At 66.8% G+C, this 22,912-nt stretch carries 26 protein-coding genes; 13 read left to right on the top strand and 13 right to left on the bottom strand.

The window, feature by feature from the left end; translation table 11 throughout:
- The 5 genes from BST42_RS16910 to dop form a co-directional block, all read right to left on the bottom strand.
- Nucleotides 1-1,179 (bottom strand): FAD-dependent monooxygenase, encoded by a 1,179-nt coding sequence (locus tag BST42_RS16910; protein WP_272818746.1) that lies wholly within the window; start codon nucleotides 1,177-1,179, stop codon nucleotides 1-3.
- A 14-nt stretch (nucleotides 1,180-1,193) separates the two neighbouring features.
- Complete coding sequence (gene prcA, locus BST42_RS16905; protein WP_083120466.1) at nucleotides 1,194-1,970, bottom strand: proteasome subunit alpha; 777 nt, start codon at nucleotides 1,968-1,970, stop codon at nucleotides 1,194-1,196.
- Nucleotides 1,971-2,849, bottom strand: coding sequence for a proteasome subunit beta (gene prcB, locus BST42_RS16900; protein ID WP_083120465.1), 879 nt, complete (start codon nucleotides 2,847-2,849; stop codon nucleotides 1,971-1,973).
- Complete coding sequence (locus BST42_RS16895) at nucleotides 2,846-3,040, bottom strand: ubiquitin-like protein Pup (protein WP_083120464.1); 195 nt, start codon at nucleotides 3,038-3,040, stop codon at nucleotides 2,846-2,848. Before BST42_RS16895 ends, prcB begins: the two co-directional genes overlap by 4 nt.
- Nucleotides 3,041-3,145: 105 nt before the next feature.
- A complete protein-coding gene (gene dop, locus BST42_RS16890) occupies nucleotides 3,146-4,654 on the bottom strand; it encodes a depupylase/deamidase Dop (RefSeq protein WP_083120463.1) in 1,509 nt (502 codons plus the stop codon).
- 102 nt (nucleotides 4,655-4,756) lie between these two features.
- Between dop and BST42_RS16885 the strand changes: the two genes are divergently transcribed.
- The 4 genes from BST42_RS16885 (at nucleotide 4,757) to BST42_RS16870 (ending at nucleotide 8,078) form a co-directional block, all read left to right on the top strand.
- Nucleotides 4,757-5,899, top strand: coding sequence for a phosphatidylglycerol lysyltransferase domain-containing protein (locus BST42_RS16885; RefSeq protein ID WP_083120462.1), 1,143 nt, complete (start codon nucleotides 4,757-4,759; stop codon nucleotides 5,897-5,899).
- Nucleotide 5,900: 1 nt separating this feature from the next.
- Entirely contained in the window at nucleotides 5,901-7,064 is a 1,164-nt protein-coding gene (locus tag BST42_RS16880; protein ID WP_083120461.1) for a hypothetical protein, read from the top strand.
- Nucleotides 7,048-7,659: a hypothetical protein gene (locus BST42_RS16875; protein WP_083120460.1), complete on the top strand. Its 612-nt coding sequence runs from the start codon at nucleotides 7,048-7,050 to the stop codon at nucleotides 7,657-7,659. The genes BST42_RS16880 and BST42_RS16875 overlap by 17 nt, the downstream gene beginning before the upstream one ends.
- A 128-nt stretch (nucleotides 7,660-7,787) precedes the next feature.
- On the top strand, nucleotides 7,788-8,078 hold the full coding sequence (locus BST42_RS16870) for a DUF732 domain-containing protein (protein ID WP_083120459.1): 291 nt from the start codon (nucleotides 7,788-7,790) through the stop codon (nucleotides 8,076-8,078).
- 33 nt (nucleotides 8,079-8,111) lie between these two features.
- Here the strand turns inward: BST42_RS16870 and arc are convergent, their stop codons facing one another.
- Nucleotides 8,112-9,920 (bottom strand): proteasome ATPase, encoded by a 1,809-nt coding sequence (gene arc / locus BST42_RS16865; RefSeq protein ID WP_083120528.1) that lies wholly within the window; start codon nucleotides 9,918-9,920, stop codon nucleotides 8,112-8,114.
- Between the two features lie 147 nt (nucleotides 9,921-10,067).
- Here arc and BST42_RS16860 point away from each other — a divergent pair, with 147 nt between their 5' ends.
- From BST42_RS16860 to BST42_RS16850, 3 genes are read left to right on the top strand one after another with little or no spacing between them, the layout of a single operon-like run.
- The gene (locus BST42_RS16860; protein WP_083120458.1) at nucleotides 10,068-10,562 is read left to right on the top strand and encodes an MTB12 family secreted protein; all 495 of its coding nucleotides are present in this window, start codon (nucleotides 10,068-10,070) and stop codon (nucleotides 10,560-10,562) included.
- Nucleotides 10,563-10,573: 11 nt separating this feature from the next.
- The gene (gene lppK / locus BST42_RS16855) at nucleotides 10,574-11,122 is read left to right on the top strand and encodes a lipoprotein LppK (RefSeq protein WP_083120457.1); all 549 of its coding nucleotides are present in this window, start codon (nucleotides 10,574-10,576) and stop codon (nucleotides 11,120-11,122) included.
- Nucleotides 11,123-11,419: a DUF503 domain-containing protein gene (locus tag BST42_RS16850; protein WP_083120456.1), complete on the top strand. Its 297-nt coding sequence runs from the start codon at nucleotides 11,123-11,125 to the stop codon at nucleotides 11,417-11,419. It abuts the gene before it with no gap.
- Here BST42_RS16850 and BST42_RS16845 read toward each other — a convergent pair.
- Nucleotides 11,416-12,270, bottom strand: coding sequence for a tRNA (adenine-N1)-methyltransferase (locus tag BST42_RS16845; protein WP_083120455.1), 855 nt, complete (start codon nucleotides 12,268-12,270; stop codon nucleotides 11,416-11,418). The two genes, BST42_RS16850 and BST42_RS16845, sit on opposite strands and share 4 nt — an antisense overlap.
- A gap of 77 nt (nucleotides 12,271-12,347) precedes the next feature.
- Here BST42_RS16845 and BST42_RS16840 point away from each other — a divergent pair, with 77 nt between their 5' ends.
- The 6 genes from BST42_RS16840 (at nucleotide 12,348) to BST42_RS16815 (ending at nucleotide 16,132) form a co-directional block, all read left to right on the top strand.
- The gene (locus tag BST42_RS16840; protein WP_083120454.1) at nucleotides 12,348-13,193 is read left to right on the top strand and encodes a RecB family exonuclease; all 846 of its coding nucleotides are present in this window, start codon (nucleotides 12,348-12,350) and stop codon (nucleotides 13,191-13,193) included.
- The gene (locus BST42_RS16835; protein WP_083120453.1) at nucleotides 13,190-13,978 is read left to right on the top strand and encodes a thioesterase family protein; all 789 of its coding nucleotides are present in this window, start codon (nucleotides 13,190-13,192) and stop codon (nucleotides 13,976-13,978) included. The genes BST42_RS16840 and BST42_RS16835 overlap by 4 nt, the downstream gene beginning before the upstream one ends.
- A gap of 108 nt (nucleotides 13,979-14,086) precedes the next feature.
- On the top strand, nucleotides 14,087-14,548 hold the full coding sequence (locus BST42_RS16830; protein ID WP_083120452.1) for an SRPBCC family protein: 462 nt from the start codon (nucleotides 14,087-14,089) through the stop codon (nucleotides 14,546-14,548).
- 170 nt (nucleotides 14,549-14,718) lie between these two features.
- Nucleotides 14,719-15,033, top strand: a complete 315-nt coding sequence (locus BST42_RS16825; RefSeq protein WP_083120451.1) for an ArsR/SmtB family transcription factor — start codon at nucleotides 14,719-14,721, stop codon at nucleotides 15,031-15,033.
- Nucleotides 15,030-15,536, top strand: coding sequence for an SRPBCC family protein (locus tag BST42_RS16820; RefSeq protein WP_083120450.1), 507 nt, complete (start codon nucleotides 15,030-15,032; stop codon nucleotides 15,534-15,536). The genes BST42_RS16825 and BST42_RS16820 overlap by 4 nt, the downstream gene beginning before the upstream one ends.
- Nucleotides 15,530-16,132, top strand: a complete 603-nt coding sequence (locus tag BST42_RS16815) for a flavodoxin family protein (protein ID WP_083120449.1) — start codon at nucleotides 15,530-15,532, stop codon at nucleotides 16,130-16,132. Before BST42_RS16820 ends, BST42_RS16815 begins: the two co-directional genes overlap by 7 nt.
- A 289-nt stretch (nucleotides 16,133-16,421) precedes the next feature.
- Here the strand turns inward: BST42_RS16815 and lgt are convergent, their stop codons facing one another.
- The 6 genes from lgt to BST42_RS16785 all read right to left on the bottom strand — a co-directional run bounded on the left by lgt (nucleotide 16,422) and on the right by BST42_RS16785 (nucleotide 22,871).
- Complete coding sequence (lgt, locus tag BST42_RS16810; protein WP_083120448.1) at nucleotides 16,422-17,774, bottom strand: prolipoprotein diacylglyceryl transferase; 1,353 nt, start codon at nucleotides 17,772-17,774, stop codon at nucleotides 16,422-16,424.
- The gene (trpA, locus tag BST42_RS16805) at nucleotides 17,771-18,583 is read right to left on the bottom strand and encodes a tryptophan synthase subunit alpha (protein ID WP_083120447.1); all 813 of its coding nucleotides are present in this window, start codon (nucleotides 18,581-18,583) and stop codon (nucleotides 17,771-17,773) included. The genes lgt and trpA overlap by 4 nt, the downstream gene beginning before the upstream one ends.
- Nucleotides 18,580-19,818 carry a tryptophan synthase subunit beta gene (gene trpB / locus BST42_RS16800; RefSeq protein WP_276009335.1) on the bottom strand — a complete coding sequence of 413 codons (1,239 nt, stop codon included), beginning with the start codon at nucleotides 19,816-19,818 and terminating at the stop codon, nucleotides 18,580-18,582. Before trpB ends, trpA begins: the two co-directional genes overlap by 4 nt.
- 36 nt (nucleotides 19,819-19,854) lie before the next feature.
- Nucleotides 19,855-20,673, bottom strand: coding sequence for an indole-3-glycerol phosphate synthase TrpC (trpC, locus tag BST42_RS16795; RefSeq protein ID WP_083120445.1), 819 nt, complete (start codon nucleotides 20,671-20,673; stop codon nucleotides 19,855-19,857).
- An 81-nt stretch (nucleotides 20,674-20,754) separates the two neighbouring features.
- The gene (locus BST42_RS16790) at nucleotides 20,755-21,354 is read right to left on the bottom strand and encodes a TIGR02234 family membrane protein (protein ID WP_083120444.1); all 600 of its coding nucleotides are present in this window, start codon (nucleotides 21,352-21,354) and stop codon (nucleotides 20,755-20,757) included.
- Nucleotides 21,351-22,871: an anthranilate synthase component I gene (locus tag BST42_RS16785; RefSeq protein ID WP_083120527.1), complete on the bottom strand. Its 1,521-nt coding sequence runs from the start codon at nucleotides 22,869-22,871 to the stop codon at nucleotides 21,351-21,353. Before BST42_RS16785 ends, BST42_RS16790 begins: the two co-directional genes overlap by 4 nt.
- Nucleotides 22,872-22,912: the final 41 nt, after the last annotated feature.

Here is a 22,912-nt window from a genome sequence, read left to right as displayed (position 1 = left end):
CTACGCCGCAGGATAATCCGGTAATGCGGGTCCACGTGAGCCGCCCGCAGAGGCGCGGGATATCAGCGACGCCATGGCCGTTGCCGGCGGGCTCGCCGCGGTACGGGCGACCCCGCGCAACGCGGCGATGCCGATCCTGCTGCGCGGGTTGGCAAGCCGCAACACTGCGGGACGCACGACGGGGGCCGAGGCCGTGAACGGCTGCATCATCTGCTGGTATCGGGCCAGTGCCGCCTCGTGGTCGGTCGTGGCGGCGAGTTCGCCGGCGAGAATGTAGGCACCGATCAATGCGAGGCTGGTGCCCGCACCGCCGAATGTGGCGTTGCAGAACGCGCAGTCGCCGAGCAGACCGATGCGCCCCTTGCTCCAGGCGGGCACGCTGACCTGACCGGCGACCGAGAAGTACATTGGTGCGCCCGCCTCGATCTCGCGCATAATGCGCGGCGCGGCACCGCCGACGTCGGCGAAAGTCTTGCGCAGGATCGCGATCTGGTCGACCGGTTGGAGATCTTCGATGCCGCGGACATCGGAGATGAAGGTCAGGATGGCTCTGGTGCTGCCGAGGTTGTCCGGTCGCAGGTGCACTCCGCGGGACCGAGTGGCGTGCTGCCAGTTCCACCATTGGTCGTCGCTGTCGGACCGCGGAATGGTGACGTACGCGAAGTACATTCCCAGATCGGTGACATCGGCGGCGCTGACGAACCGGCGCGAGCGGGACCGCAGGCCTTCGGCGACAATCAGGACGTCGGAGTCGAGCACGCTGCCGTCGTCCAGCATGGTGGTGACGTGGTCGCCGTGATCGGTGACGCCGGTGATCTGGGTGCCGAAGCGGTAATCCGCCTGTCCCAGGGTGCGATCGATCAGAATTCGCGACAGTTCGCCGCGCAGGATCTCCAACTCGGCGGTCGGGCCGTCGGGGCCGCCCAGGGCACCGACCGGAAAGGACGCCGCCGCCTTGCCGGCCGCGGTGACGAAACGGGTACCGATCTCACCGGTGTTGGCCCGGCGCACCTCGTCTTCGATGCCCATCGTGCGCACGACTTCTCTTGCCGCACCGCGGATGTCGACGTTCTGACCTTCGTCGCGCCGCTGAGGGTAGCGCTCGATCACCGTTGTGCGCCAGCCACGCGCGGTCAGCTGGTCGGCCAGCGCCGGCCCGGCGATACCTGCACCGGAGATGACGGCGTGTGAGCTCAGGAGGTTGACTCCGCGGTGCCCTCGTCGGCGGGTTCGTCACCCGCGCTGGGGAGCAAGGCCTCCAACGCCGCACCGGTGATCCGCCGGAATGCCCGTCGCGGCCGCTTGGCGTCCAGGATTGCCACCTCAAGGGTGGCCGGGCCCAGCACCCTCGGCTCGGCCGGCGGGGTGGCGCTACCACTTGCGCCGGTGCCGTTGATACCGGCCCGCAACGCCTCGACCGCGATGCCGACCGCATCCTTCAGCGGCGCGTTCTCGGAGTAGGACTCCTTCAGCGCGGTGATGATCGGTTCGGTGGTGCCACCCATGACGACGAAGTGTGGTTCGTCGGCGATCGAGCCGTCGTAGGTGATCCGGTACAGCTCAGGGGCTTTCGTTTCACCGTAGTGAGCCACCTCAGCCACACACAGCTCCACCTCGTAGGGCTTGGCCTGCTCGGTGAAGATCGTTCCGAGGGTCTGCGCGTAGACGTTGGCGAGCTGACGGCCTGTCACATCGCGACGGTCGTAGGCGTACCCGCGGGTGTCGGCGAACTGGATGCCGCCGCGGCGCAGGTTGTCGAACTCGTTGAACCGGCCCACGGCCGCGAAGCCGACGCGGTCGTAGAGCTCACTGATCTTCTGCAGTGACCGCGACGGGTTCTCCGCAACGAACAGCACCCCGGAGTCGTAGGCCAGCACGACCACGCTGCGGCCGCGGGAAATGCCTTTACGCGCAAGCTCGGAACGCTCACGCATCGCCTGCTCAGGCGAGATGAAGTATGGGAAGCTCACTTAGTCCACCCGCGGTGCTTCGTTGCTGGGTCCCATGCCGGGCCCGAATGTGTTTGTCGTGGAACGCTTTTCAATCACCTCGCGCGCGAGCGCGGAGATCCGCTCCGCGGAGACATCGGTGGCACCCTCGGCCTCGATGGTGACTGCCGTCGGGAAAATCCCGCGCACCAGATCCGGGCCGCCGGTTGCCGAGTCGTCGTCGGCGGCGTCGTAGAGCGCCTCCACAGCAGCCCGCAACGCCGAATCCGAGTCGGTGACACCGGGATAGAGCTTCTTGATCGACGACTTGGCGAACAGTGAACCGGAGCCCACCGACTGGTAGCCCTCTTGCTCGATATTCCAGCCACCGGCCGCATCGAACGACACGATCCGTCCGGCCGCTTCGGGATTCGGGTCATCGAGGTCGTAACCCACCAGCAGGGGCAGCGCGACGAAGCCCTGCAGTGCCGCGCCGAGGTTGCCGCGCACCATCGTCGAAAGCCGATTGACCTTGCCCGGGAACGTCAGCGGGACGCCCTCGACCTTTTCGTAGTGCTCCAGCTCGACGGCGTACAGCCGGGCGAACTCGACGGCGATCGCCGCGGTGCCTGCGATACCGGTGGCCGTGTAGTCGTCGGTGATGTACACCTTCTGCACATCGCGGCTGGCGATCATGTTGCCCTGGGTGGCGCGGCGATCGCCCGCGATCAGCACACCGCCCGGATACCTCAGCGCGACGATCGTGGTGCCGTGCGGCAGCGCGTCACCGGGCAGCGCGCCGCTTGCACCGGTGCTGGTCGGCAGCAGCTGGGGCGCTTCCCGCCGGAGATGGTCGGAGAACGAGGACAGATCGGTCAGAGGTGAACTGGTGGCAAGGCGATCAGAGAACGGCCAGGTCACTGTCCGCCCTTTTGCACGTATGCACGCACGAAGTCCTCAGCGTTCTCTTCCAGGACGTCATCGATCTCGTCCAGCAGATCATCGGTCTCTTCAGCGAGCTTGTCGCGACGCTCTTGCCCGCCGGCACCGGCGCTGCCGAGGTCGTCATCCTCGCCGCCCCCGCCGCCACGCTTGGTCTGCTCTTGAGCCATCGCTGCCTCCTGCTCGGGATCGGCGACTGTGTCGTGCCATTCGGCACGGGCCGCCGGTTCTTCTACCCTACCGGTCGAGACCGGTATTGCTCCGTCTAACGAACGTCAGGTCGTCAGTTGTTCCACGAGTTGCACTGCGCTGTCGACCGAATCGAGAAGCGCACCCACATGGGCTTTGCTCCCCCGCAATGGCTCCAGGGTCGGAATCCGCACCAGCGAATCACCGCCCAGGTCGAAGATGACCGAGTCCCAGCTGGCCGCCGCGATGTCGGCACCGAAGCGGCGCAGGCATTCGCCACGGAAGTACGCCCGGGTGTCGGTCGGCGGATTGTCGACGGCGTCGATCACCTCCTGCTCGGTGACCAGACGCTTCATCGACCCGCGCGCCACCAACCGGTTGTACAGACCTTTGTCCAGCCGGACATCGGAGTACTGCAGATCCACGAGATGCAGTCGCGGGGCTGACCAGCCCAGGTTCTCCCGTTGCCGGAAGCCCTCCAGCAGCCGCAGCTTGGCCGGCCAATCCAGCAGCTCGGCGCACTCCATCGGGTCGCGTTCCAGCAGGTCCAGGACGTGCGCCCAGGTTTCGACGACCTGCGTGGCCTGTGGGTCCGGGTCGCGCGCGTCGACCAGCTTGGCCACCCGGTCCAGGTAGATGCGCTGGATGGCCAACGCGGTCAGTTCCCGGCCGTCGGCCAGTGCGACGGTGGCCCGAAGCGACGGGTCCCGGCTGACCACATGGACAGCGTGTACCGGCCGGGCCAGCGCCAGATCCGACAGGTCGAGACCGTATTTGGGCCCATCCTCGATCAGATCCAGGACCAGCGAGGTGGTGCCCACCTTCAAATAGGTCGAGGTCTCGGCCAGATTCGCGTCGCCGATGATGACGTGCAGCCTGCGGTACTTGTCCGCGTCGGCGTGCGGCTCGTCGCGGGTGTTGATGATGCCGCGCTTGAGGGTGGTCTCCAGGCCGACCTCGACCTCGATGTAGTCGGCGCGCTGGGACAGCTGAAAGCCCGGTTCGTCACCGGACGGCCCGATCCCGACGCGGCCGGAACCGGTCACCACCTGCCGGGACACCATGAACGGCGTCAGGCCCGAGATCACCGCAGAGAACGGCGTCTGGCGGCTCATCAGGTAGTTCTCGTGCGATCCGTAGGACGCGCCCTTGCCGTCGACGTTGTTCTTGTAGAGCTGGAGCTTGGCCGCGCCGGGCACGCTGGCCACGTGCCGGGCCGCGGCCTCCATCACCCGTTCGCCGGCCTTGTCCCAGATCACGGCATCCATCGGGTCGGTGACCTCGGGGGCCGAGTACTCCGGGTGGGCGTGGTCGACGTAGAGCCGGGCGCCATTGGTGAGGATCATGTTCGCCGCCCCCACCTCGTCGGCGTCGACGATCGGCGGCGGTCCCGACGAGCGGCTCAGGTCGAATCCGCGGGCGTCCCGCAGCGGCGACTCCACCTCGTAGTCCCACCGGGTGCGCTTGGCCCGCTGGATGCCGGCGGCCGCGGCGTACGCGAGCACCGCCTGGGTCGACGTCAGGATCGGGTTGGCGGTCGGATCGGAGGGCGAGGAGATGCCGTACTCCACCTCGGTTCCGATGATCCTTTGCATGGCCGCCAGCCTAGCGGCCGGTGTTGCGCGCCTGGCGCGTGGACGGTGCCACTTCCGGCTAGGGTGACCTGACCCGAAAGCCCACATCGGAGCCGCGCAACGATGACATCTCCGGACCGCTACGCCGCCGAACGCTGGTTTCTGGTTCGCGGTCTTCCGGCGGTGGTGCGGCGCGGAGCACTGCTGCGCCGGATCTGGGGCCGATCGGCACCGGCGCTGGCCGGAGTGGCCGTTTTCGCCGCCAACTCCATCCTGGTGGTGACGTTGTCGGGTAAGCACACCATCGACATCGACGGCAGACCGACGGTCGCCGAGGGATTCCTGCTGGCTCTGATCGTGCTGGTGTTGCCGGTGGCGGCATTGGTTGGCTGGTTGGTGTCGAGGATCGAACGCCCACTGTGGCGAGTCGTGGCCGCCAATGTGTCGGTCGCGGTCGCGATCATCGGGTGCGTCTTCGGCGGTCCGAGCCCACGCATCATGGTGAACCTGCTGCTGGTGGGGATCTCGATCGCCGTCATCGTCGTGGCGACCGCATCGGGTGTCGGCTCGATCGCGGGCTGGGCTGCGCGGGACACCATGTCGAACCTGGCACTCGCCAGCGGAATGTTCGTCCGCGCGCTGCCGGTCGTGCTGCTGACGTTCCTGGTCTTCTTCAACACCTACGTATGGCTGATGGCGGCAATCGTGACCCGCGAACGACTGTGGCTGGCCATCGGGTTTTTGTTCGCGATCGCCGCCGCGTTCCTGGTGTCGAGCACCCTGGAACGGGTCCGCCCGATCCTCGGCGAGACCGCAGCCGCCCCCGAGGACGTCGACCGACTGGCAGGCACGCCGTTCGAGGGCATCGCCGACGAACCCGGAGTCGACCCGCTGTCGCGCGCCGAGCGGGCCAACGTGGTGTTCGTGGTGGCGGCCTCGCAGGTCGGCCAGGTGCTCACGGTTGCGCTGGCCACCGGGGCGATCTTCTTCGTACTCGGACTGATCGTGCTCAGCCCGCCGCTGCTGGCGTCGTGGACGCGGGACAGCGGGCGCAATGACGGCCACATCCTGGGCATGACGCTTCCGGTTCCCGACCCGCTGATCCAGACGACCATGATGCTGACCGCGATCACGTTCATGTACCTGGCGGCCAAGGCCGTCACCGACAAGGAGTACCGCGCGCAATTCCTCGACCCGCTGCTGGCCGAGCTCCGGCTCACCCTGGTGGCGCGGGATCGCTACCGGTCCTCGCGGCCTGGACGCTGACATGACGTCGGTTGCCGCCCGCGAGGTTCACGAGTGGTTCCTGGCCCGCGGCCTGCCTCTGGTCCTGACGCGACGGGTGCGCTCACGACGGTTGATCGCCCGGTCGGCGCCCGTGGTCAGCGGTATCGGTGCGTTGATCGCGGTGACGGCACTCATCGCCGATATCAGCGACGGCCAGGTGGACGTCGGATCCGTTGTGCGGCTGGGGGTCATGGCGACTGTGCTGACGGCGGCGCCGTTTGTGCTGTATCTGCTGCACCGGGCAGGCACTACCCGCAGCGAGGCCGGCCGGCGCAGCGCCGCCCTGTTGGTGATGGCGCTGTTCGTGATCGGCTTCCCGCTGGTGGACCGGGGCTGGACAGGGCTGACCGCGGCCGAAGTGGCCGGGTTCGGAGTGATCGCGCTTCTCGCGATCTGGCTGACCTATCTCGGCATCGGGTCGATTGTCTTGTGGGCGTTTAGATTCGCGTGGTTGCAGTTCGGGGCGCTCGGAACGCTGATGAGTCGCGCGCTGCCGCTTCTGATGCTGACCGTGGTGGTCTATTTCACCGGCGAGCTGTGGCAGTTGTCAGCCCGCATGACGCGTGAACGCCTCTGGCAGACAATCGGTTTCCTGGCCCTTGTGGCACTGGTGTTCATGGTGGTGACCATTCGCGACGAGGTGTCGGCGCTACGCGAGGACCGCTCGGGCCCGCGCGACACCGCAGCACTGCTGGCCGGCACACCCCTGGCCACCCGGACCGACCCGGTGCGCACGCCGTTGTCGCCGGCCGAACAGGTTAATGTCGTCGCCGTAATGGTGGTCGCGCAGGCGATCCAGGTGGTGTTCTTCACCACCGGACTGTTCGCGTTCTTCCTCGCGCTGGGCACCATCGCGATACCCGACGACGTCACGGTGCTGTGGTCGGCCGAGGAGTCCTGTCCGGTGGGCCAACCCCCTTGCGCCGGAACGTGGTTCGGCATCCACGTGCCGATACCTCAGACGGTGGTGCACACTTCGTTGTTCGTGGCGGTGCTGTCGGGGTTGTACTTCACCGTGAGCACGAGCGTTGACCCGCTGTACCGGCAGCGGTTCTTCGATCCGTTGGTCGCGGACGTCGCCGTGAGTCTCGCCGGCCGCGATGCGTATTTGGAAATGGAGGAAAGCGATGACCGAGCCCGATGATGTATTCGACAAGCGGTACGGAGAGGTATTGCTGGTAACGGCAGGTGCCGACGGCCCCGAAGCCGCCGTCTACAACAGCTTTCCACTCAACGACTGCCCGGCCGAGCTGTGGGACAAGCTCGACGCCGAGGCGATCGCCAAGGAGCACGGCGCGCTGGCCGCACTGCTGAACGGCCCTCGGCACTGGCTGATGAGCACCATCGACAAGGTGGCCCCGGACCGCCAGGAGATCCAGACCTTCGGCGGGATCGACATGATCAAGCAAGCCACGGTCAAGCTGTCGTCGATGAACCCCGCGCCGTACACCGTCAACCATGTCGACCGCCGAACCGTGTTCAACTTCGATGCCGGCCGACCGGTTTTCGAGCTTGTCGACCCGCAGGGGCAGCGCTGGGTCATGCAGACCTACAGCAAGGCGGTGGACCCCGGGCTCAATTTGGCAGGCCTGCCGGAGTTGGCCGCCCGGCTCGATCTGCCCGAGGGATGGGGTTACGAGACGCGCACTCTCACCGAGCGACTGAGCGTCGACACCACCACCCGCGACGCGCACGTGACGCAGGACAATTTCGGCAACACCTACTCGCTGGAGTTTTGAGCTGCCGTAACAAACTGACGGTGGCGTCTATATCGCTGCAGTAAGGCTCACCTTCGTCTTACACTGCGGCCATCGTGCGCTGCCGATGTCGGCGAAGGTGCGCGCTATCGGGGCGAAAGGAAACACCAATGAAGAAACTCGTGATCACCGGCATCGCCGCTGTGGGACTCGGTTTGGCGCTCGCCTCACCGGCGTACGCGGATCAGGACTCCTTCATCACGACGCTGGCCAATGACGGCTGGCATGGACCCGTCGAGACGGCGGTGGCGTTGGGACAGCACATCTGCAGTGACATCGCCGCCGGTGTTCCGCAGGCGACCACGCTGCAGACCATTTCGGACAACACCACCGACGGCGTCGAGCCGAAGGATGCGGCGTTCTTCTACAGCGCAGCCGCCACCCAGCTCTGCGGACACTGACGACGCGACCCTGGGCCGGTACGGCAGGAAGCCCTACAGGTACTGGCCCAGGTTCGACTCGGTGTCGATGGCCCGGCTTGCGCTCGAGCTCTTGCCGGTGACCAGCGTGCGGATGTAGACGATCCGCTCGCCCTTCTTGCCCGAGATCCGGGCCCAGTCATCGGGATTCGTGGTGTTGGGCAGGTCCTCGTTCTCGGCGAACTCGTCGACGATCGAGTCAAGGAGGTGCTGGATCCGCAGGCCCTTCTGGCCGGTTTCCAGCACCGACTTGATCGCGTACTTCTTGGCCCGGTCGACGACGTTCTGAATCATCGCGCCGGAGTTGAAGTCCTTGAAGTACATGACCTCTTTGTCGCCGTTGGCATAGGTGACTTCGAGGAACCGATTGTCGTCGATCTCCGCATACATCCGGTCGACGACCTTCTCGATCATCGCCCTGACGCACTGGCCGCGGTCGCCGTCGAACTCGGCGAGGTCGTCGGCGTTCACCGGCAGGTCCTCGGTCAGGTACTTGCTGAAGATGTCCAGCGCCGCTTCGGCATCCGGCCGCTCGATCTTGATCTTGACGTCCAGGCGGCCGGGCCGCAGGATCGCCGGGTCGATCATGTCCTCGCGGTTGGAGGCACCGATCACGATGACGTTCTCCAGCCCCTCCACACCGTCGATCTCCGAGAGCAGCTGGGGCACAACCGTCGTCTCGACATCAGAGCTGACACCGGTGCCGCGGGTACGGAAGATCGAGTCCATCTCGTCGAAGAACACGATGACCGGCGTTCCCTCGGAAGCCTTTTCGCGCGCCCGCTGGAAAATCAGCCGGATGTGCCGTTCGGTCTCACCGACGAACTTGTTCAGCAGCTCGGGGCCTTTGATGTTGAGGAAGTACGACTTGGCCTCGCGGGCGTCGTCGCCGCGAACCTCGGCCATCTTCTTCGCCAACGAATTGGCCACGGCCTTGGCGATCAGCGTCTTACCGCAACCGGGCGGGCCGTAGAGCAGCACACCTTTCGGCGGCCGCAGCGCGTACTCCCGATAGAGCTCCTTGTGCAGGAACGGCAACTCGACGGCATCGCGGATCTGCTCGATCTGGCGGGTGAGGCCGCCGATGTCGCTGTACGCGACGTCGGGCACCTCTTCGAGAACCAGGTCCTCGACCTCGGCCTTGGGAATCCGCTCGAAGGCGTACCCGGCCTTGGTGTCGACCAGCAGCGAATCGCCCGGGCGCAGCTTACGTGGGCGCAGGTCGTCGTCGTCGAGTTCCTCGGCGACGTCGGCGGGCAGGTCCTCGATGGCGACCAGCGGTTCGGCCAACCACACGATGCGTTCCTCGTCGGCGTGCCCGACGACGAGCGCCCGGTGTCCGTCGGCGAGGATTTCACGCAGCGTGCTGATCTCGCCGACTGCTTCGTAATTACCAGCCTCGACGACGGTCAGCGCCTCGTTCAGGCGAACCGTCTGACCCTGCTTGAGTTCTTTGGTGTCGATGTTGGGCGAGCAGGTGAGTCGCATCTTGCGGCCCGAGGTGAACACGTCGACGGTGTCGTCGTCGTGAGAGCCCAACAGGACGCCGTAACCACTCGGCGGCTGACCGAGCCGGTCAACCTCCTCGCGCAGCGCGAGCAATTGCTGACGGGCCTCCTTGAGGGTGTCCATCAGCTTGGCGTTACGCGACGCCAAGGAGTCGATGCGCGCCTCGAGCTGATGCACGTCGCGCGCACTGCGGGCGCCGCCCTGTGCACTCACGGCGTTCTCCAGCTGGTCGCGTAGCACTGACGCCTCGCGGCGCAGCTCTTCTAGTTCGGCGGCGTCTTCGCCGGACAACTGGGGTTCTTGTGCCTCGCTCATGTTGCGCTCCTTTCCCACACCGAGAGTTGGCGCGGTGGATACCTCAACGCTACCGGCCCAACCTCGATCATGTGCGTGCGGGGAATTTCGACACACTGGCAACACTGTTAATCTCTCTAATGAGTCGGGCAGATCGAGAGGACAGCCGTGACCCTGAAAGTCCTAGCCACGGGCGTTGCCACCGCAGCGATCATCGGCGGCGTTGCCGCAGGTGTGACTTCGGTTGCATTCAGCTCGCCGGTGCCCGCACCGGCCGTGCAGCCCGTCGTCTTCGGCGCGCCGATGCCGCAGACGCCGGCGCCGGAGCTCCAAGGCCAGCTTGTTGAAACCCTGAACGGCCTCCAGGGCGGCGGATCGTTCTCCGGCTCCAAGGCCTCCTACATCCAGTTCGGCCTTGGCCGCTTCGAGGGCATTGCCGCAGACCGCGCGTTCAACAACGCGTCGGCCAAGGGCCTGCTCCCGCTGAGCTTCAACGTCGCCGACATCGATCAGGAAGGCCCGACCGCGACGGCGAATGTCACCGCGACCGCGCCCAACGGTCAGACCGCGACCCAGAGCATCCAGTTCGTGGAGGGCCCCAGTCCCAGCGGCTGGCAGCTGACCAAGCAGTCGGCGCTATCGCTGATGCAAGGAGCCGGCTGAGCCTGCGCGGGATGCGACACCCGTTTCTCGTGGGTTTGAGCGCCGCCACATTCGTGGCGGCGCTCAGCCTCTCGGGGTGTTCTGAGCACGCTGAGCCGAAGCCGGCTCAGAGTCCGTTCGAGCAGTCGTCGACGCCGCTGCCGCCTGCCGAGCACGACGCCGCTCCCCTGCCTGCGCCCGAGGCACTGACCGATGTGCTCTATCGGCTGGCCGATCCGGCGGTGAAGGGGTCCGACAAGCTCCAGCTGGTCGAGGGCACCACGCCGGCCGACGCCGCGACCATCGACAAGTTCGCCGCGGCACTGCGCGATGGCGGGTTCACACCGCTGACGTTCACCGCCTCCGAGATCCGGTGGTCGGATCGCCGCCCTGACGATGCGCTGGCGTCGATCAACGTCACCACCTCGAACCCGGCCAATCCGGGAAACTTCACTTTTCCGATGGAGTTCCGGCAGGACAAGGGCAACTGGCAGCTCTCCCGCGAGACAGCCGACATGCTGCTGGCCTTCGGCAATGCCCGTGGCGGCGCGAGCCCGGCGAACCCCACACCGACGCCCTGAATGTGGATCGGGTGGCTGGAATTCGACGTCCTGCTCGGTGACGTCCACTCGCTGAAGGAGAAGCGCGCAGTCGTCCGGCCGATCGTCGCCGAACTGCGCCGCCGCTTCACGTTGTCGGCCGCCGAGACGGGTTCGGCCGACCTACATCGCAGGGCCGGCATCGGCGTGGCGGTGGTCGCCGGCGATCGGGCGCATGTGGTCGAGGTGCTCGACGCTGCGGAACGGTTGGTGGCGGCGCGTCCCGAAGTCGAGTTGCTGTCGGTGCGGCGCGGGCTGCACCGCAGCGACGACGACTAGGGCGCGAGCTTCTTGCGGCGCAGCGGGGTCGGGGTGACCGTGCCGGGAGCCAGCCGGCGAGCCGAGATCAAGAACGCGGTGTGGCCGCGCATGTTGTGCTGCGGACGCACCGCCAAGCCGACCACGTTCCAGCCGCGCTGCAACGACTCCCACGCCCTGGGTTCGGTCCAGCACTGCTGTTCGCGCAGCAGCTCGACGGTCTTGGACAGCTGGGTCACGGTCGCTACGTACACCATCAGCACCCCGCCGGGAATCAGCAGGCGGGCCACGGTGTCGAGCACGTCCCAGGGCGCCAGCATGTCCAGTACGACACGGTCGATCGACGCCTCGGGCAGGTCGGAGTCGAGGAGATCGCCGATGATCAGCCGCCAGTTCTGCGGGTCCTGGCCGAAGAACGTCTCCACGTTGCGGCGGGCGTGCACGGCGTGGTCGTCGCGCACCTCGTAGGAGATCACCTCGCCGTCGGGTCCGACCGCACGCAGCAGAGAGCACGTCAGCGCGCCGGAGCCCGCACCGGCTTCCAGGACGCGGGCGCCGGGAAAGATGTCACCCTCGTGGACGATCTGGGCGGCGTCCTTGGGGTAGATGACCTGGGCGCCGCGGGGCATCGAGAGCACGTAATCGATGAGCAGCGGGCGCAGCACCAGGAATGCGTCGCCGTTGGTCGACTTGACCACGCTGCCCTCGGGCAGGCCGATCACCGCGTCGTGCTCGACAGCTCCCCGGTGGGTGTGGAACTCACTGCCCGGGTTGAGGACCATCGTGTAGTGGCGGCCCTTGGCGTCGGTGAGTTGTACACGGTCTCCGACGACAAAGGGGCCGGTGCGGCGCGGTGCGGGATCGTCGGTCACAGCCGTTCAGCCTGCCACAGCGGACTCGCCGCAGCGCATGCCGTCACCTTGTCGGCACACCGTCCTAGGCTGCAGTTATGTCTGATCAGGTGCTGCAGGCGTCGCGTCCCGCGTTGTCGCCGTCGCGGGCCGCCGACTTCAAGCAGTGCCCCCTGCTGTACCGCTTCCGGGCCGTTGACCGGCTGCCTGAGCCGCCGTCGACCGCTCAGTTGCGCGGTTCGGTGGTGCACGCCGCCCTCGAGCAGCTGTACGGTTTGCCGGCCGCCGAGCGTGGCCCGGACACCGCGTTGTCGTTGGTCGACCCGGCCTGGGAGCGGGTGCTGTCCGAACATCCCGAGTTCGCCGGCGATTTCACCGACGAGCAGCGCACCCAACTCGTCGCGGAGGCACGCGCCCTGCTCACCGGTTACTACCGGCTCGAGGACCCAACCCGGTTCGACCCACAGAGCTGCGAGCAACGGATCGAGGTCGAACTGGCCGACGGGACACTGCTGCGCGGTTTCGTCGACCGGATCGACGTCGCAGGCACCGGTGAGCTTCGGGTGGTGGACTACAAGACCGGGAAAGCACCTCCGGAGGCCAGGGCGCTGGCGGAGTTCAAGGCACTGTTCCAGATGAAGTTCTACGCCGTCGCGCTGTTGCGTTCGCGCGAGGTGCTGGCCAGCCGCTTGCGGCTGATTTATCTCGCCGACGGCCAGGTGCTCGACTACTCCCCTGCGCTCGACGAGCTGCTGCGCTTCGAGAAGACTCTGATAGCGATCTGGCGCGCCATCCAATCCGCCGGTGTGACAGGCGATTTCCGGGCCAACCCTTCGCGCCTGTGCAACTGGTGCAGCCATCAGGCGCTCTGTCCGGCGTACGGCGGCACGCCGCCGCCCTATCCCGGCTGGCCCGAGCAGATCGGCGGTGCGCCGGCCGCATGAGCTGTTACTACCGGCGCCTCGGAATCGACGGCGATGCAGAGCTTTTCGCGTCCACTGACGACACTCGCAGCAATTGGAATTTCGATATCCAACATGGGTCGCCGCCGTTGGCGTTGTTGACCAAGGCGATCGAGGCGAAGCTGTCCGACGGTATGCGGATCGGCCGGGTGACCCTGGACATTCTGGGGGCGATACCGATCACCGAGCTGCGGGTGCAGGCGCGGGTTGACCGGCCGGGCAGCCGCATCGCGATGCTCTCGGCCGAGATGTCGGCCGAGCGTCCCGACGGGCCGCCGCGAGCCGTGGCCCGGGTCACGGCATGGGCGTTGGCGACCTCAGACACCGCCGACGCCGCAACGGACCGCTATCCACCGCTGATCGAGGGCCCCACGGCGCCGCTGGAGCTGCACTGGAAGAACGCACGCGGGTACATCGAATCGGTGGAATGGCGGCCGCAGTACGACGGATCCGACAGCGCCAAGGTGTACTGGATGTCGCCTATCTCCAATCTGGTGGACGACGAACCCACCACACCGCTCGAGCGATTGGCGATGGTGGTCGACTCCGCGAATGGCATTGGCGCGGCGATAGATCCGGAGAGGTTCATCTACATGAACACCGACACCGCGGTGCATCTGCATCGCGCGCCGGCGGGTAGCGATTTCGGTGTGCGCGCTCGCGGCTCGATCGGGCCGGACGGGATCGGGGTGACCACCGCCGAGTTGTTCGACCGCGACGGGTTCATCGGAACATCGGCACAGACGCTGTTGGTGCAGCGGCGCTGATCGAAGACTGAGGTCGCCGACCGCGCGTCGGGTGGGAATGCGGTCAGCGCGATTGGGATACGGGTCAACGGGTACCGCACTGATATCCGTCAATGCAAGGGAGCACCCATGGCTACGCATACCGCCTCGATCGACGTCGACCGTCCTATCCGCACGGTCTACGACCAGTGGACGCAGTTCGTGGCCTTCCCCGAGTTCATGGAAGGCGTCGAACGCATCGACCAGCGCGATAGCACCCATCTGCACTGGGTGGTCAAGATTGGCGGCGTCGAGCGCGAGTTCGACTCCACCATCACCGAACAGCACCCGGAGGAACGCGTCGCCTGGAAATCCGACAACGGCCCGGAGCACGCCGGAGTCGTGACCTTCCACCGACTTGATGACGACAAGACCCGCGTGACGACCCAGATGGATGTCGACCCTGAGGGATTTGTCGAAAACGTTGCCGACAAGCTCGGCATTCTTCAGGCGCGCGTCAAAGGCGACCTCGAGCGTTTCAAGAAGTTCATTGAGCAGCGGCCCTCTGAGACCGGGGCCTGGCGCGGGGATGTCGCTCGTCCCGACGCCTGATCCTCGCCGACCACACAAAGGTGGTCAAAAGTATTGGCCGCCTTGGCTGCACACAGCTGATTCCTCCGTTGACCCCCAACAGGGGTTGATTGCCATCAACTCCTCGGGGGCCCCGGGCAGCAACCAATATCTACTTGTGTCTATATAGACTTAGTGCAATACTCGGAGTCGTGGACGTCTTCGAGGCCGTCGCCGAACCGAACCGACGGGTGCTGCTGGACACCCTTGCCGCCGGTGATCGCACCGCAGGGGAACTCGTTGCCGCACTGCCGGATCTGACTCAACCGTCGGTATCGCGGCATCTGCGCATCCTGCGGGAAGTCGGACTGGTCGAGGTCCGCCCGGACGCGCAGCGCCGGATCTATGCGCTGCGCGCCGACGGACTGGTCACGATCGACAGCTGGATCGAGCAATACCGTCAGTTCTGGACCGGCCACCTCGATGCCCTCGAACACCACTTGGACACGACCAAGGAGAGTTCATGACCTCCCGCGAGGGCCGGATCAGTATCGAAAATGACCGGGCGATACTAACTTTCGAGCGGCGACTCCCCCATCCCGTCGAGCGAGTGTGGAACGCAATCACCGATCCGCAGGAGCGGAGCCAGTGGATGGGCAACACCACCATCGACGCCCGCGAGGGCGGGACCATCGACATGACCCCGTCCGCACCGCCGATTCCGTCTGAGCAGAAGCGGATGGTCGGCCGGATCCTGGTGTGGGACCCGCCGCATGTCTTCGAGCACGAGTGGAATCAACGGATCGTCGAGCCTGGTGTCGTGCGCTATGAGTTGGTCCCTGATGGTGACGGGACACTGTTGAGATTCAGTCACCGCGGGCTCGGCGTGCGCAATGCCAACGGTTTTCGACCCGGAACGCACGCCTACCTGGACCGCCTCGAGGCGTTTTTGTCCGAGGCAGAGATACCCGACTGGCAGCAGCGCTACCGCGAGGTGGCCGAGAGCGCGTACGGAGGGCAAGCATGGTGACACCGCACGTGGTGGTGGCCTATCACTCGGGCTTCGGGCACACCGCAACCTTGGCGAGGGCCGTGGCCGCTGGGGTGGCAGCGGCTTCGGCACAGGTTCAGCTGATCCCGGTCGACATCGTCGGTGACGACGACTGGGCGGTGCTCGATGCCGCCGATGCGATCATTTTCGGCTGTCCCACCTATATGGGCAATGTGTCGGCCGGCTTTCAGGCGTTCGCCGAGCGCACCGGCCGGCGCTGCATGGAGGGCACCTGGCGCGACAAGGTCGGTGCCGGCTTCACCAACTCCGGATCGAAGGCCGGTGACAAGCTGCAGACCCTCAGCGCGCTGGCGGTGTTCGCCGCCCAGCATCACATGCACTGGGTCAACCTCGGGCTGACCGCAGGCTGGAACACAGGCGCGGCAAGCGAATTCGACCTCAATCGGCTGGGTTTCTGGCTGGGCGCCGGCGCCTCGACCGATGTCGACGCCGACCCGACCGCGGTGCACGACTCCGATGTGCGCACCTGCGAACACCTCGGCCAACGCGTCGCCACCGTGACGAGGCAGCTGCTCGCCGGTCGGGCGTCAGAGGAGTTCTGCGCAGCTACCTAGAATTGGTGGAGCGTCGTCATCCGGACTGGGCGACGCCGGTCCTGCTGCAGAAAGTGTGCGTTTTCAGCCCGATTGCGGGCACGCTCGGCCGAAATCTGGCGACCGCGGTTCTGTCCGTCAGGTCGTCATCAGCGCGGGAAACAACAGAACGCTTCCGGGTCTCGTCACGTAGGTCTGCTGACTCAAGACAAGATGGCTATGACGATCGGTTCAGCGAAAGTCGGTCGGGTTCGCCGAATCGATTGGATGCACTCAGCCGTTGAGTTGCGGAGTGTTATGAGCCGACGCGTCAGTCCCGATGGACTTCGACGCCCCACAGCACGCGGCGTACGACTGTTCGGAAGCCGCGAGGCTGCGTAGCGGGCGCGGGCTCTGGTGCTGGTTCAGGCTCAGCCTCGGGTTCGGCCTCTGGCTCGGGTGCCGGCTCGGGCTCAGCTTTAGCTTCCGGCTCAGGCTCAGGCTCTGGCTCGGGCTCTGGCTCAGCGTCAGCCTCGGGTTCGGCCTCGGGCTCTGGCTCCGTTTCCGCCTCGGCTGCCGCGTCCGGCTCCGCTTCAGCTTCCGGCTCAGGCTCCGCTTCAGCTTCCGGCTCGGGCTCTGGCTCTGGCTCGGCTGCCTGCTCAGCCTCCTCCGTATCGCCAACGGCGGCGGCATCTTCGGAGTCGTGCTCGGCCGCCACGGTCGCGGCGGCGACAATACCGCCGCCCGTGGCGACGGCCACCAAGTCTTCGGCCATCCGCTCGGCGGGCGATTCCTCCTCGGGCTCACCCGTCGGCTGCTCACCACCCAGCGTTGCCGGATCTTCGCGGCCCTTGGGCGCCAGCATGATGTACACGATCGCGCCGATGAACACGAACACTGAGGTGAACGAGTTCACCCGGATACCCGCAATGTGCGTGGCGGTGTCGTCGCGTAGCAACTCCACCCAGAACCGTCCGATGCAGTACGCCGCCACGTAGGCCGCGAACAGCCGGCCGTGGCCGATCTTGAACCGCCGGTCGATCCAGATCAGGAAGGCGAACACCAGCACGTTCCACACCAGCTCGTACAGGAACGTCGGCTGCACCACCGCGGCGACCTGCCCCGTCGACACCCCGTCGAGGGAATGCACATCGACCATCCCGGACGAGTCCCGCCGGTAGAAGATCTCCATCCCCCATGGCACGGTGGTCTCGCGGCCGTACAGCTCCTGGTTGAAGTAGTTTCCGAGCCGGCCGATCGCCTGCGCCAACACAATTCCCGGCGCGATCGCATCGGCGAATGCGGGCAGCGGAATCCCTCTGCGCCGGCACGCAATCCACGCACCGACACCGCCGAGGGCCACCGCACCCCAGATGCCGAGGCCGCCATCCCAGATCCGCAACGCAGCACCGACACCTGCGCCGCCCTCGGCGAAATACGTTCGCCAGTCCGTCATCAGGTGATAGAGACGCCCACCGACCAAGCCGAACGGCACCGCCCACAGGGCGATGTCGTAGATGACGCCCCGCTCGCCACCACGGGCCGCCCAGCGGCGGTCACCGATCACCAGCGCCGCGATGATGCCGGCGATGATGCACAGCGCATAGGCCCGAATCGGTACCGGGCCCAGATGCCAGACGCCCTGCGGCGGACTCGGGAAATAAGCCAAGACGGTCGTCGTCACGAAGCGGACACCTTCTGTCGCACACCCACGGCCAATTCTTCGGTCAGGGTCCGCACTGCCGCCAACCCGTCGGTCAATGCCGACACCAGAGCCGAACCCACGATCACCCCGTCGGCGAAGGCCGCGATCTCGGCGGCCTGCTCACGAGAGCGCACACCCAGACCGACCCCCACCGGGATGTCGGAAATCTCTTTGACCCGCCGCACGAGTTCCGGCGCGGCGCTCGACACCGCGTCCCGCGCGCCCGTGACACCCATGGTCGACGCGGCGTAGACGAAACCCCGCGAGGCCTGCACGGTTTTGGCCAGTCGCTCCGGGGTCGACGACGGCGCCACCAGGAAGATCCGGTCCAGATCATGCGCCTCGGCGGCGGCCAGCCACTCGTCGGCCTCTTCCGGAATCAGGTCCGGGGTGATCATGCCCAGTCCCCCGGCAGCGGCCAGGTCGCGCGACCACGCGTCAATTCCGTAGTGCAGCATGAGATTCCAGTAGGTCATCACGACCGCATGACCACCGGCGGCGCTGATGGCCTCCACCGCGCGCAGGGTGTCGCGAACCCGGACACCGCCCTGCAGCGCGGCCTCCGTCGCGGTCGCGATCACCGGCCCATCCATTCCGGGATCGGAGTATGGAACGCCGACTTCGACTATGTCGCAACCGGATTCGACCAGAGCCACCAGAGCGTCGATCGACACGTCAACAGACGGGTACCCCGTCGGCAGATACCCGATAAGAGCGGCGCGGCCCTCGTCGTGGCACGCCGCGAAGACCGAACCCAGCCGTCCCGCCTGGGTGTGCTGGACGGTCATGAGGCTCCCGGGCCGGACTTGTCGAACAGCCCGAACCACTTCGCCGCCGTCTCCACGTCCTTGTCACCGCGGCCGGAGAGGTTGACCAGGATCATCGAACCGGGACCCAACTCAGCTGCCAGCTTCACCACGCCCGCCACCGCGTGCGCCGACTCGATGGCCGGGATGATGCCCTCCAACCGGCACAGCAGCCGGAACGCATCCATGGCCTCGGTGTCGGTGATCGGCTGATACTCGGTGCGCCCGATGTCCTTGAGGAACGCATGCTCGGGGCCGACGCCCGGATAGTCCAGACCTGCCGAGATCGAATGCGACTCGATGGTCTGGCCGTCCTCGTTCTGCAGCAGATACGAATACGACCCCTGGAACGCCCCCGGCGTTCCACCGGCGAATGTTGCTGCGTGCCTGCCGGTTTCGACGCCGTCACCGGCCGCCTCGTAACCGATCAGCCGCACTCCCACGTCATCGATGAACGGATGGAAGATGCCGATCGCGTTGGACCCACCGCCCACGCAGGCGGCCACCGCGTCGGGCAGTCGCCCGGCTTGCGCCAGCATCTGTGCCCGCGCCTCTAGGCCGATGATGCGCTGGAAATCGCGCACCATCATCGGGAACGGGTGCGGCCCGGCAGCGGTCCCGAAGCAGTAATACGTGCTGTCGGCGTTGGTGACCCAGTCACGGAATGCGTCGTTGATGGCGTCCTTGAGAGTCTTGGAGCCGGACTCCACCGACACCACCTCGGCACCAAGTAGCCGCATCCGCGCGACGTTGAGCGCCTGGCGGGCGGTGTCCACCGCGCCCATGTAGATCACGCACTCCAGCCCCAGCAGCGCACAGGCGGTCGCGGTCGCCACGCCGTGCTGGCCGGCCCCGGTCTCCGCGATCACCCGGGTCTTGCCCATCTGCTTGGCCAGCAACGCCTGGCCGAGCACGTTGTTGATCTTGTGCGAGCCGGTGTGGTTCAGGTCCTCGCGCTTGAGGAAGATCCGCGCCCCACCGAGGTGTTCGCTCAGCCGGACAGCTTCGTACAGCGGCGACGGGCGCCCGGCGTAGTGGGTCTGCAGATTGTCGAGGCGATCCAAGAACTCTTGGTCGGTGCGAGCCTTTTCGTAGGCGGCCGTCACCTCTTCGATCACAGCCATCAGCGCTTCGGCCACATACCGCCCGCCGTAAGCGCCGAAGTGCCCGCGGGCATCGGGTTCGTGCAACGTCTGCTCGGCCACGGCCGCGCTCATGCGCGGCACGTTCGGAGTGGAGATATCAGCCACGACTCAGCGAGCGGGTTTCGGGCAGGAAGGATGGGCTCCCGCGGTCACCAGGTCTGCGACGGCGCTGCGTGGGTCCCCGCTGGTGACCAGACCTTCGCCCACCAACACCGCGTCGGCTCCGGCGCCGGCGTACGCCAACAGGTCACCGGTGCCCCGTACACCGGATTCGGCGACCCGGATGATGTCGGACGGCAGCCCCGGCGCGATCCGCGCGAAGCAGTCCCGATCCACCTCCAGCGTCTTGAGGTCGCGGGCGTTGACACCGATGACCTTGGCCCCGGCCTGCAGCGCCCGGTCGGCTTCTTCCTCGGTATGCACCTCGACGAGCGCGGTCATGCCGAGCGACTCGGTGCGCTCCAGCAGCGACTCGAGGGCCGGCTGCTCGAGCGCGGCGACGATCAGCAGCAGCATGTCCGCGCCGTGCGCCCTGGCCTCGTGAATCTGATACGGCCGCACGATGAAGTCTTTGCGCAGCACCGGAATTCGCACGGCGGCCCGTACCGTGTCCAAGTCGGCCAGCGACCCGTGGAAACGGCGTTCCTCGGTGAGCACGCTGATCACCCGGGCGCCGCCGCTCTCATAGGCGCGAGCCAGCTCGGCGGGGTCGGCGATATTGGCCAGCTGGCCGCGGGAAGGGCTGGCGCGCTTCACTTCGGCGATGACGGCGATGCCAGGCGCGCGCAGCGCGGCCAGTACGTTCAGCGGGGCCGGTGCGGCCTCCGCGGCGGCCTTGACCTCAGCCAGACTGATGATCGCCTCGCGGGCGGCAACGTCGGCACGCACTCCCTCGATGATCGAGTCGAGCACGCTTGCCGAACTCATGGCTGCCGGATCCCTTCTCACGCCCTGGCGATCTCGCTTGCGTCGTCCAGTGAAGGGTAGTCGTATCGAGCCGCGCATCCGTCACCGACCCTCGGTCTCGGTACGACGATCTGTGGGATCGACACCTTCGTCGAGCGCATCCCACATGCCTCGCTCCGATACGCCCGTATCCGTGTCCTCGCTACGCGCGGCGCTACGACGAACTGCCGGTGCCGCATATTTGGCGGTGGCCTGACGTCCGGAGGCCGCCGAGCGCATCAGCAGCACGGCAGCGACCAGGGCACATGCCGCGGCGCCCAGGGTCAGACCGGCGCCCAGGTACTGCCTGCTGCTGGCGACCAGCGTGTGCACCGGGATCTGGGCCAGTTCGGCGGCGCGCGGACCGACATCCGGGGTGCGGATCAAGCTGACACCGAGGTATCCGAGCAGCAGGGTCACCACCGCCACCAGCACCGCGACCGCGCGCAGGCCCCATCCCCGTACCGCCAGGCCGGCCACCGCGGCGGCCAGCAGCAGGACGGCCAACGGCACGAGGGCGTTGGACCAGCTGGCACCGGTCAGCGTCACCGTCTTGGGCTGCCCTAGACCGTCGAACGACGTCACCGATACCCAGGTGAGCCGGGAGGCCGCCCACAGCAGTAGCGCCGCGACGACCAGCAGCAGCTGTCCTACGCGGATCACGGGGCGCTCAGCGTTTCGGCGGCGGCGATCGCGTTCAGTACCGCCTTGGCCTTGTTGGCGGACTCGTTGTATTCGTAGGGACCGTTGGAGTCGGCCACTACGCCACCACCGGCCTGCACATAGGCGGTGCCGTTGCTCATCAGAGCGGTGCGGATTGCGATGGCGAAGTCGGCGTTGCCTGCGAAATCCAGGTAGCCGACGACCCCGCCGTAGAGGCCGCGACGCGTCTTCTCCACGCCTTCGATGAGCTCCATGGCCCGCACCTTCGGCGCACCGGTCAGCGTGCCTGCCGGGAAGCAGGCCGTCACCGCGTCCAGCGCCGTGCGGCCGTCGGCGAGCAGCCCGGTGACCGTGGAGACGATGTGCATGACGTGGCTGTAGCGCTCGATGTGGCTGTAGTCCTCCACGCGCACCGTGCCCGGGACGCACACCCGGCCGAGGTCGTTGCGTCCGAGGTCGACCAGCATCAGATGCTCGGAGCGCTCCTTCTCGTCGGCCAGCAACTCCTTCTCGAGCAGCTGGTCTTCCTCCTCGGTCTGCCCGCGCCACCGCGTTCCGGCGATCGGATGTGTGGTGGCCCAGCCGTCCTTCACCGTAACCAGCGATTCCGGGCTGGAGCCGACGATCGAAAACGCCGTTCCCCCAGTCTCATCCGGCACGTGCATGAGGTACATGTAGGGGCTGGGATTGGTGACCCGCAACATCCGGTACACGTCGATGGGGTCGACGGCGGTGTCGATCTCGAAGCGCTGCGAAGGCACCACCTGGAAGGCCTCGCCGGCCTCGATCTCCTTGACCAGGCGCTCGACGATCTCGCTGTACTCCTCCATCGTGCGCTGCGAGCGGTGCCGAGGCTGGGGGCGGGAGTAGGTCGCCACCGAGGACAACAGAGGCTGGCTGAGCGCCTCGGTCATCACGTCGAGGCGCGCGACGGCGTCGTCGTAGGCCTCGTCCACCCGCTCGTCGGTGCCGTTCCAGTTCACCGCGTTGGCGATCAGGGTGATCGTGCCCTCGTGATGGTCGACGGCGGCCAGATCGGTGGCCAGCAGCAGGAGCATGTCGGGCAGTTTGAGGTCGTCGGTGGCCAACTCGGGCAACCGCTCGAGGCGCCGGACGAAGTCGTAGGCGAAGAACCCGACCATGCCGCCCGACAGCGGCGGCACCCCGGCCAGCGATTCGGTGGACAACAACGCCATCGTCTCGTGCAGGGCCCGCAACGGATCGCCACCGGTCGGGGCATCCTGCGGGGTCGCGCCCAGCCAGACCGCCTCGCCGTCACGCACGGTCAGCGCCGAGGGCGCACCCGCACCGATGAACGACCAGCGCGACCACGACCGGCCGTTCTCAGCGGACTCGAGCAGGAATGTTCCGGGCCGGTCGGCCGCCAGTTTCCGGTACGCCGACAGCGGTGTCTCACTGTCGGCGAGCACCTTGCGGATCACCGGCACCACGCGATGTTCGGCGGCCAGCGCGCGGAACTCCTCACGCGTGGTGGTGGCGGCGAGGTTGGATTGCACGGGTACATCCTCCCAGACCCGCCACACCGGAATGACCGGCG

It is taken from the genome of Mycolicibacterium rhodesiae, assembly GCF_002086695.1.
Taxonomy (GTDB): Bacteria; Actinomycetota; Actinomycetes; order Mycobacteriales; family Mycobacteriaceae; genus Mycobacterium; species Mycobacterium rhodesiae.
The sequence above is the reverse complement of the archived record's forward strand: the minus strand, read 5'-3'. Positions and strand labels throughout refer to the sequence as shown.

Coding starts and splice junctions, on each gene's coding strand:
- BST42_RS16885 (WP_083120462.1), top strand. CDS start 4,757: ATGACATCTCCGGACCGCTACGCCGCCGAACGCTGGTTTCTGGTTCGC.
- trpA (WP_083120447.1), bottom strand. CDS start 18,583: ATGACCGTCCAGCACACCCAGGCGGGACGGCTGGGTTCGGTCTTCGCG.
- BST42_RS16850 (WP_083120456.1), top strand. CDS start 11,123: ATGTGGATCGGGTGGCTGGAATTCGACGTCCTGCTCGGTGACGTCCAC.
- dop (WP_083120463.1), bottom strand. CDS start 4,654: ATGCAAAGGATCATCGGAACCGAGGTGGAGTACGGCATCTCCTCGCCC.
- BST42_RS16835 (WP_083120453.1), top strand. CDS start 13,190: ATGAGCTGTTACTACCGGCGCCTCGGAATCGACGGCGATGCAGAGCTT.
- arc (WP_083120528.1), bottom strand. CDS start 9,920: ATGAGCGAGGCACAAGAACCCCAGTTGTCCGGCGAAGACGCCGCCGAA.
- BST42_RS16895 (WP_083120464.1), bottom strand. CDS start 3,040: ATGGCTCAAGAGCAGACCAAGCGTGGCGGCGGGGGCGGCGAGGATGAC.
- BST42_RS16840 (WP_083120454.1), top strand. CDS start 12,348: ATGTCTGATCAGGTGCTGCAGGCGTCGCGTCCCGCGTTGTCGCCGTCG.
- trpB (WP_276009335.1), bottom strand. CDS start 19,818: ATGAGCGCGGCCGTGGCCGAGCAGACGTTGCACGAACCCGATGCCCGC.
- trpC (WP_083120445.1), bottom strand. CDS start 20,673: ATGAGTTCGGCAAGCGTGCTCGACTCGATCATCGAGGGAGTGCGTGCC.
- BST42_RS16820 (WP_083120450.1), top strand. CDS start 15,030: ATGACCTCCCGCGAGGGCCGGATCAGTATCGAAAATGACCGGGCGATA.
- BST42_RS16830 (WP_083120452.1), top strand. CDS start 14,087: ATGGCTACGCATACCGCCTCGATCGACGTCGACCGTCCTATCCGCACG.
- BST42_RS16815 (WP_083120449.1), top strand. CDS start 15,530: ATGGTGACACCGCACGTGGTGGTGGCCTATCACTCGGGCTTCGGGCAC.
- BST42_RS16880 (WP_083120461.1), top strand. CDS start 5,901: ATGACGTCGGTTGCCGCCCGCGAGGTTCACGAGTGGTTCCTGGCCCGC.
- BST42_RS16875 (WP_083120460.1), top strand. CDS start 7,048: ATGACCGAGCCCGATGATGTATTCGACAAGCGGTACGGAGAGGTATTG.
- lppK (WP_083120457.1), top strand. CDS start 10,574: ATGCGACACCCGTTTCTCGTGGGTTTGAGCGCCGCCACATTCGTGGCG.
- BST42_RS16870 (WP_083120459.1), top strand. CDS start 7,788: ATGAAGAAACTCGTGATCACCGGCATCGCCGCTGTGGGACTCGGTTTG.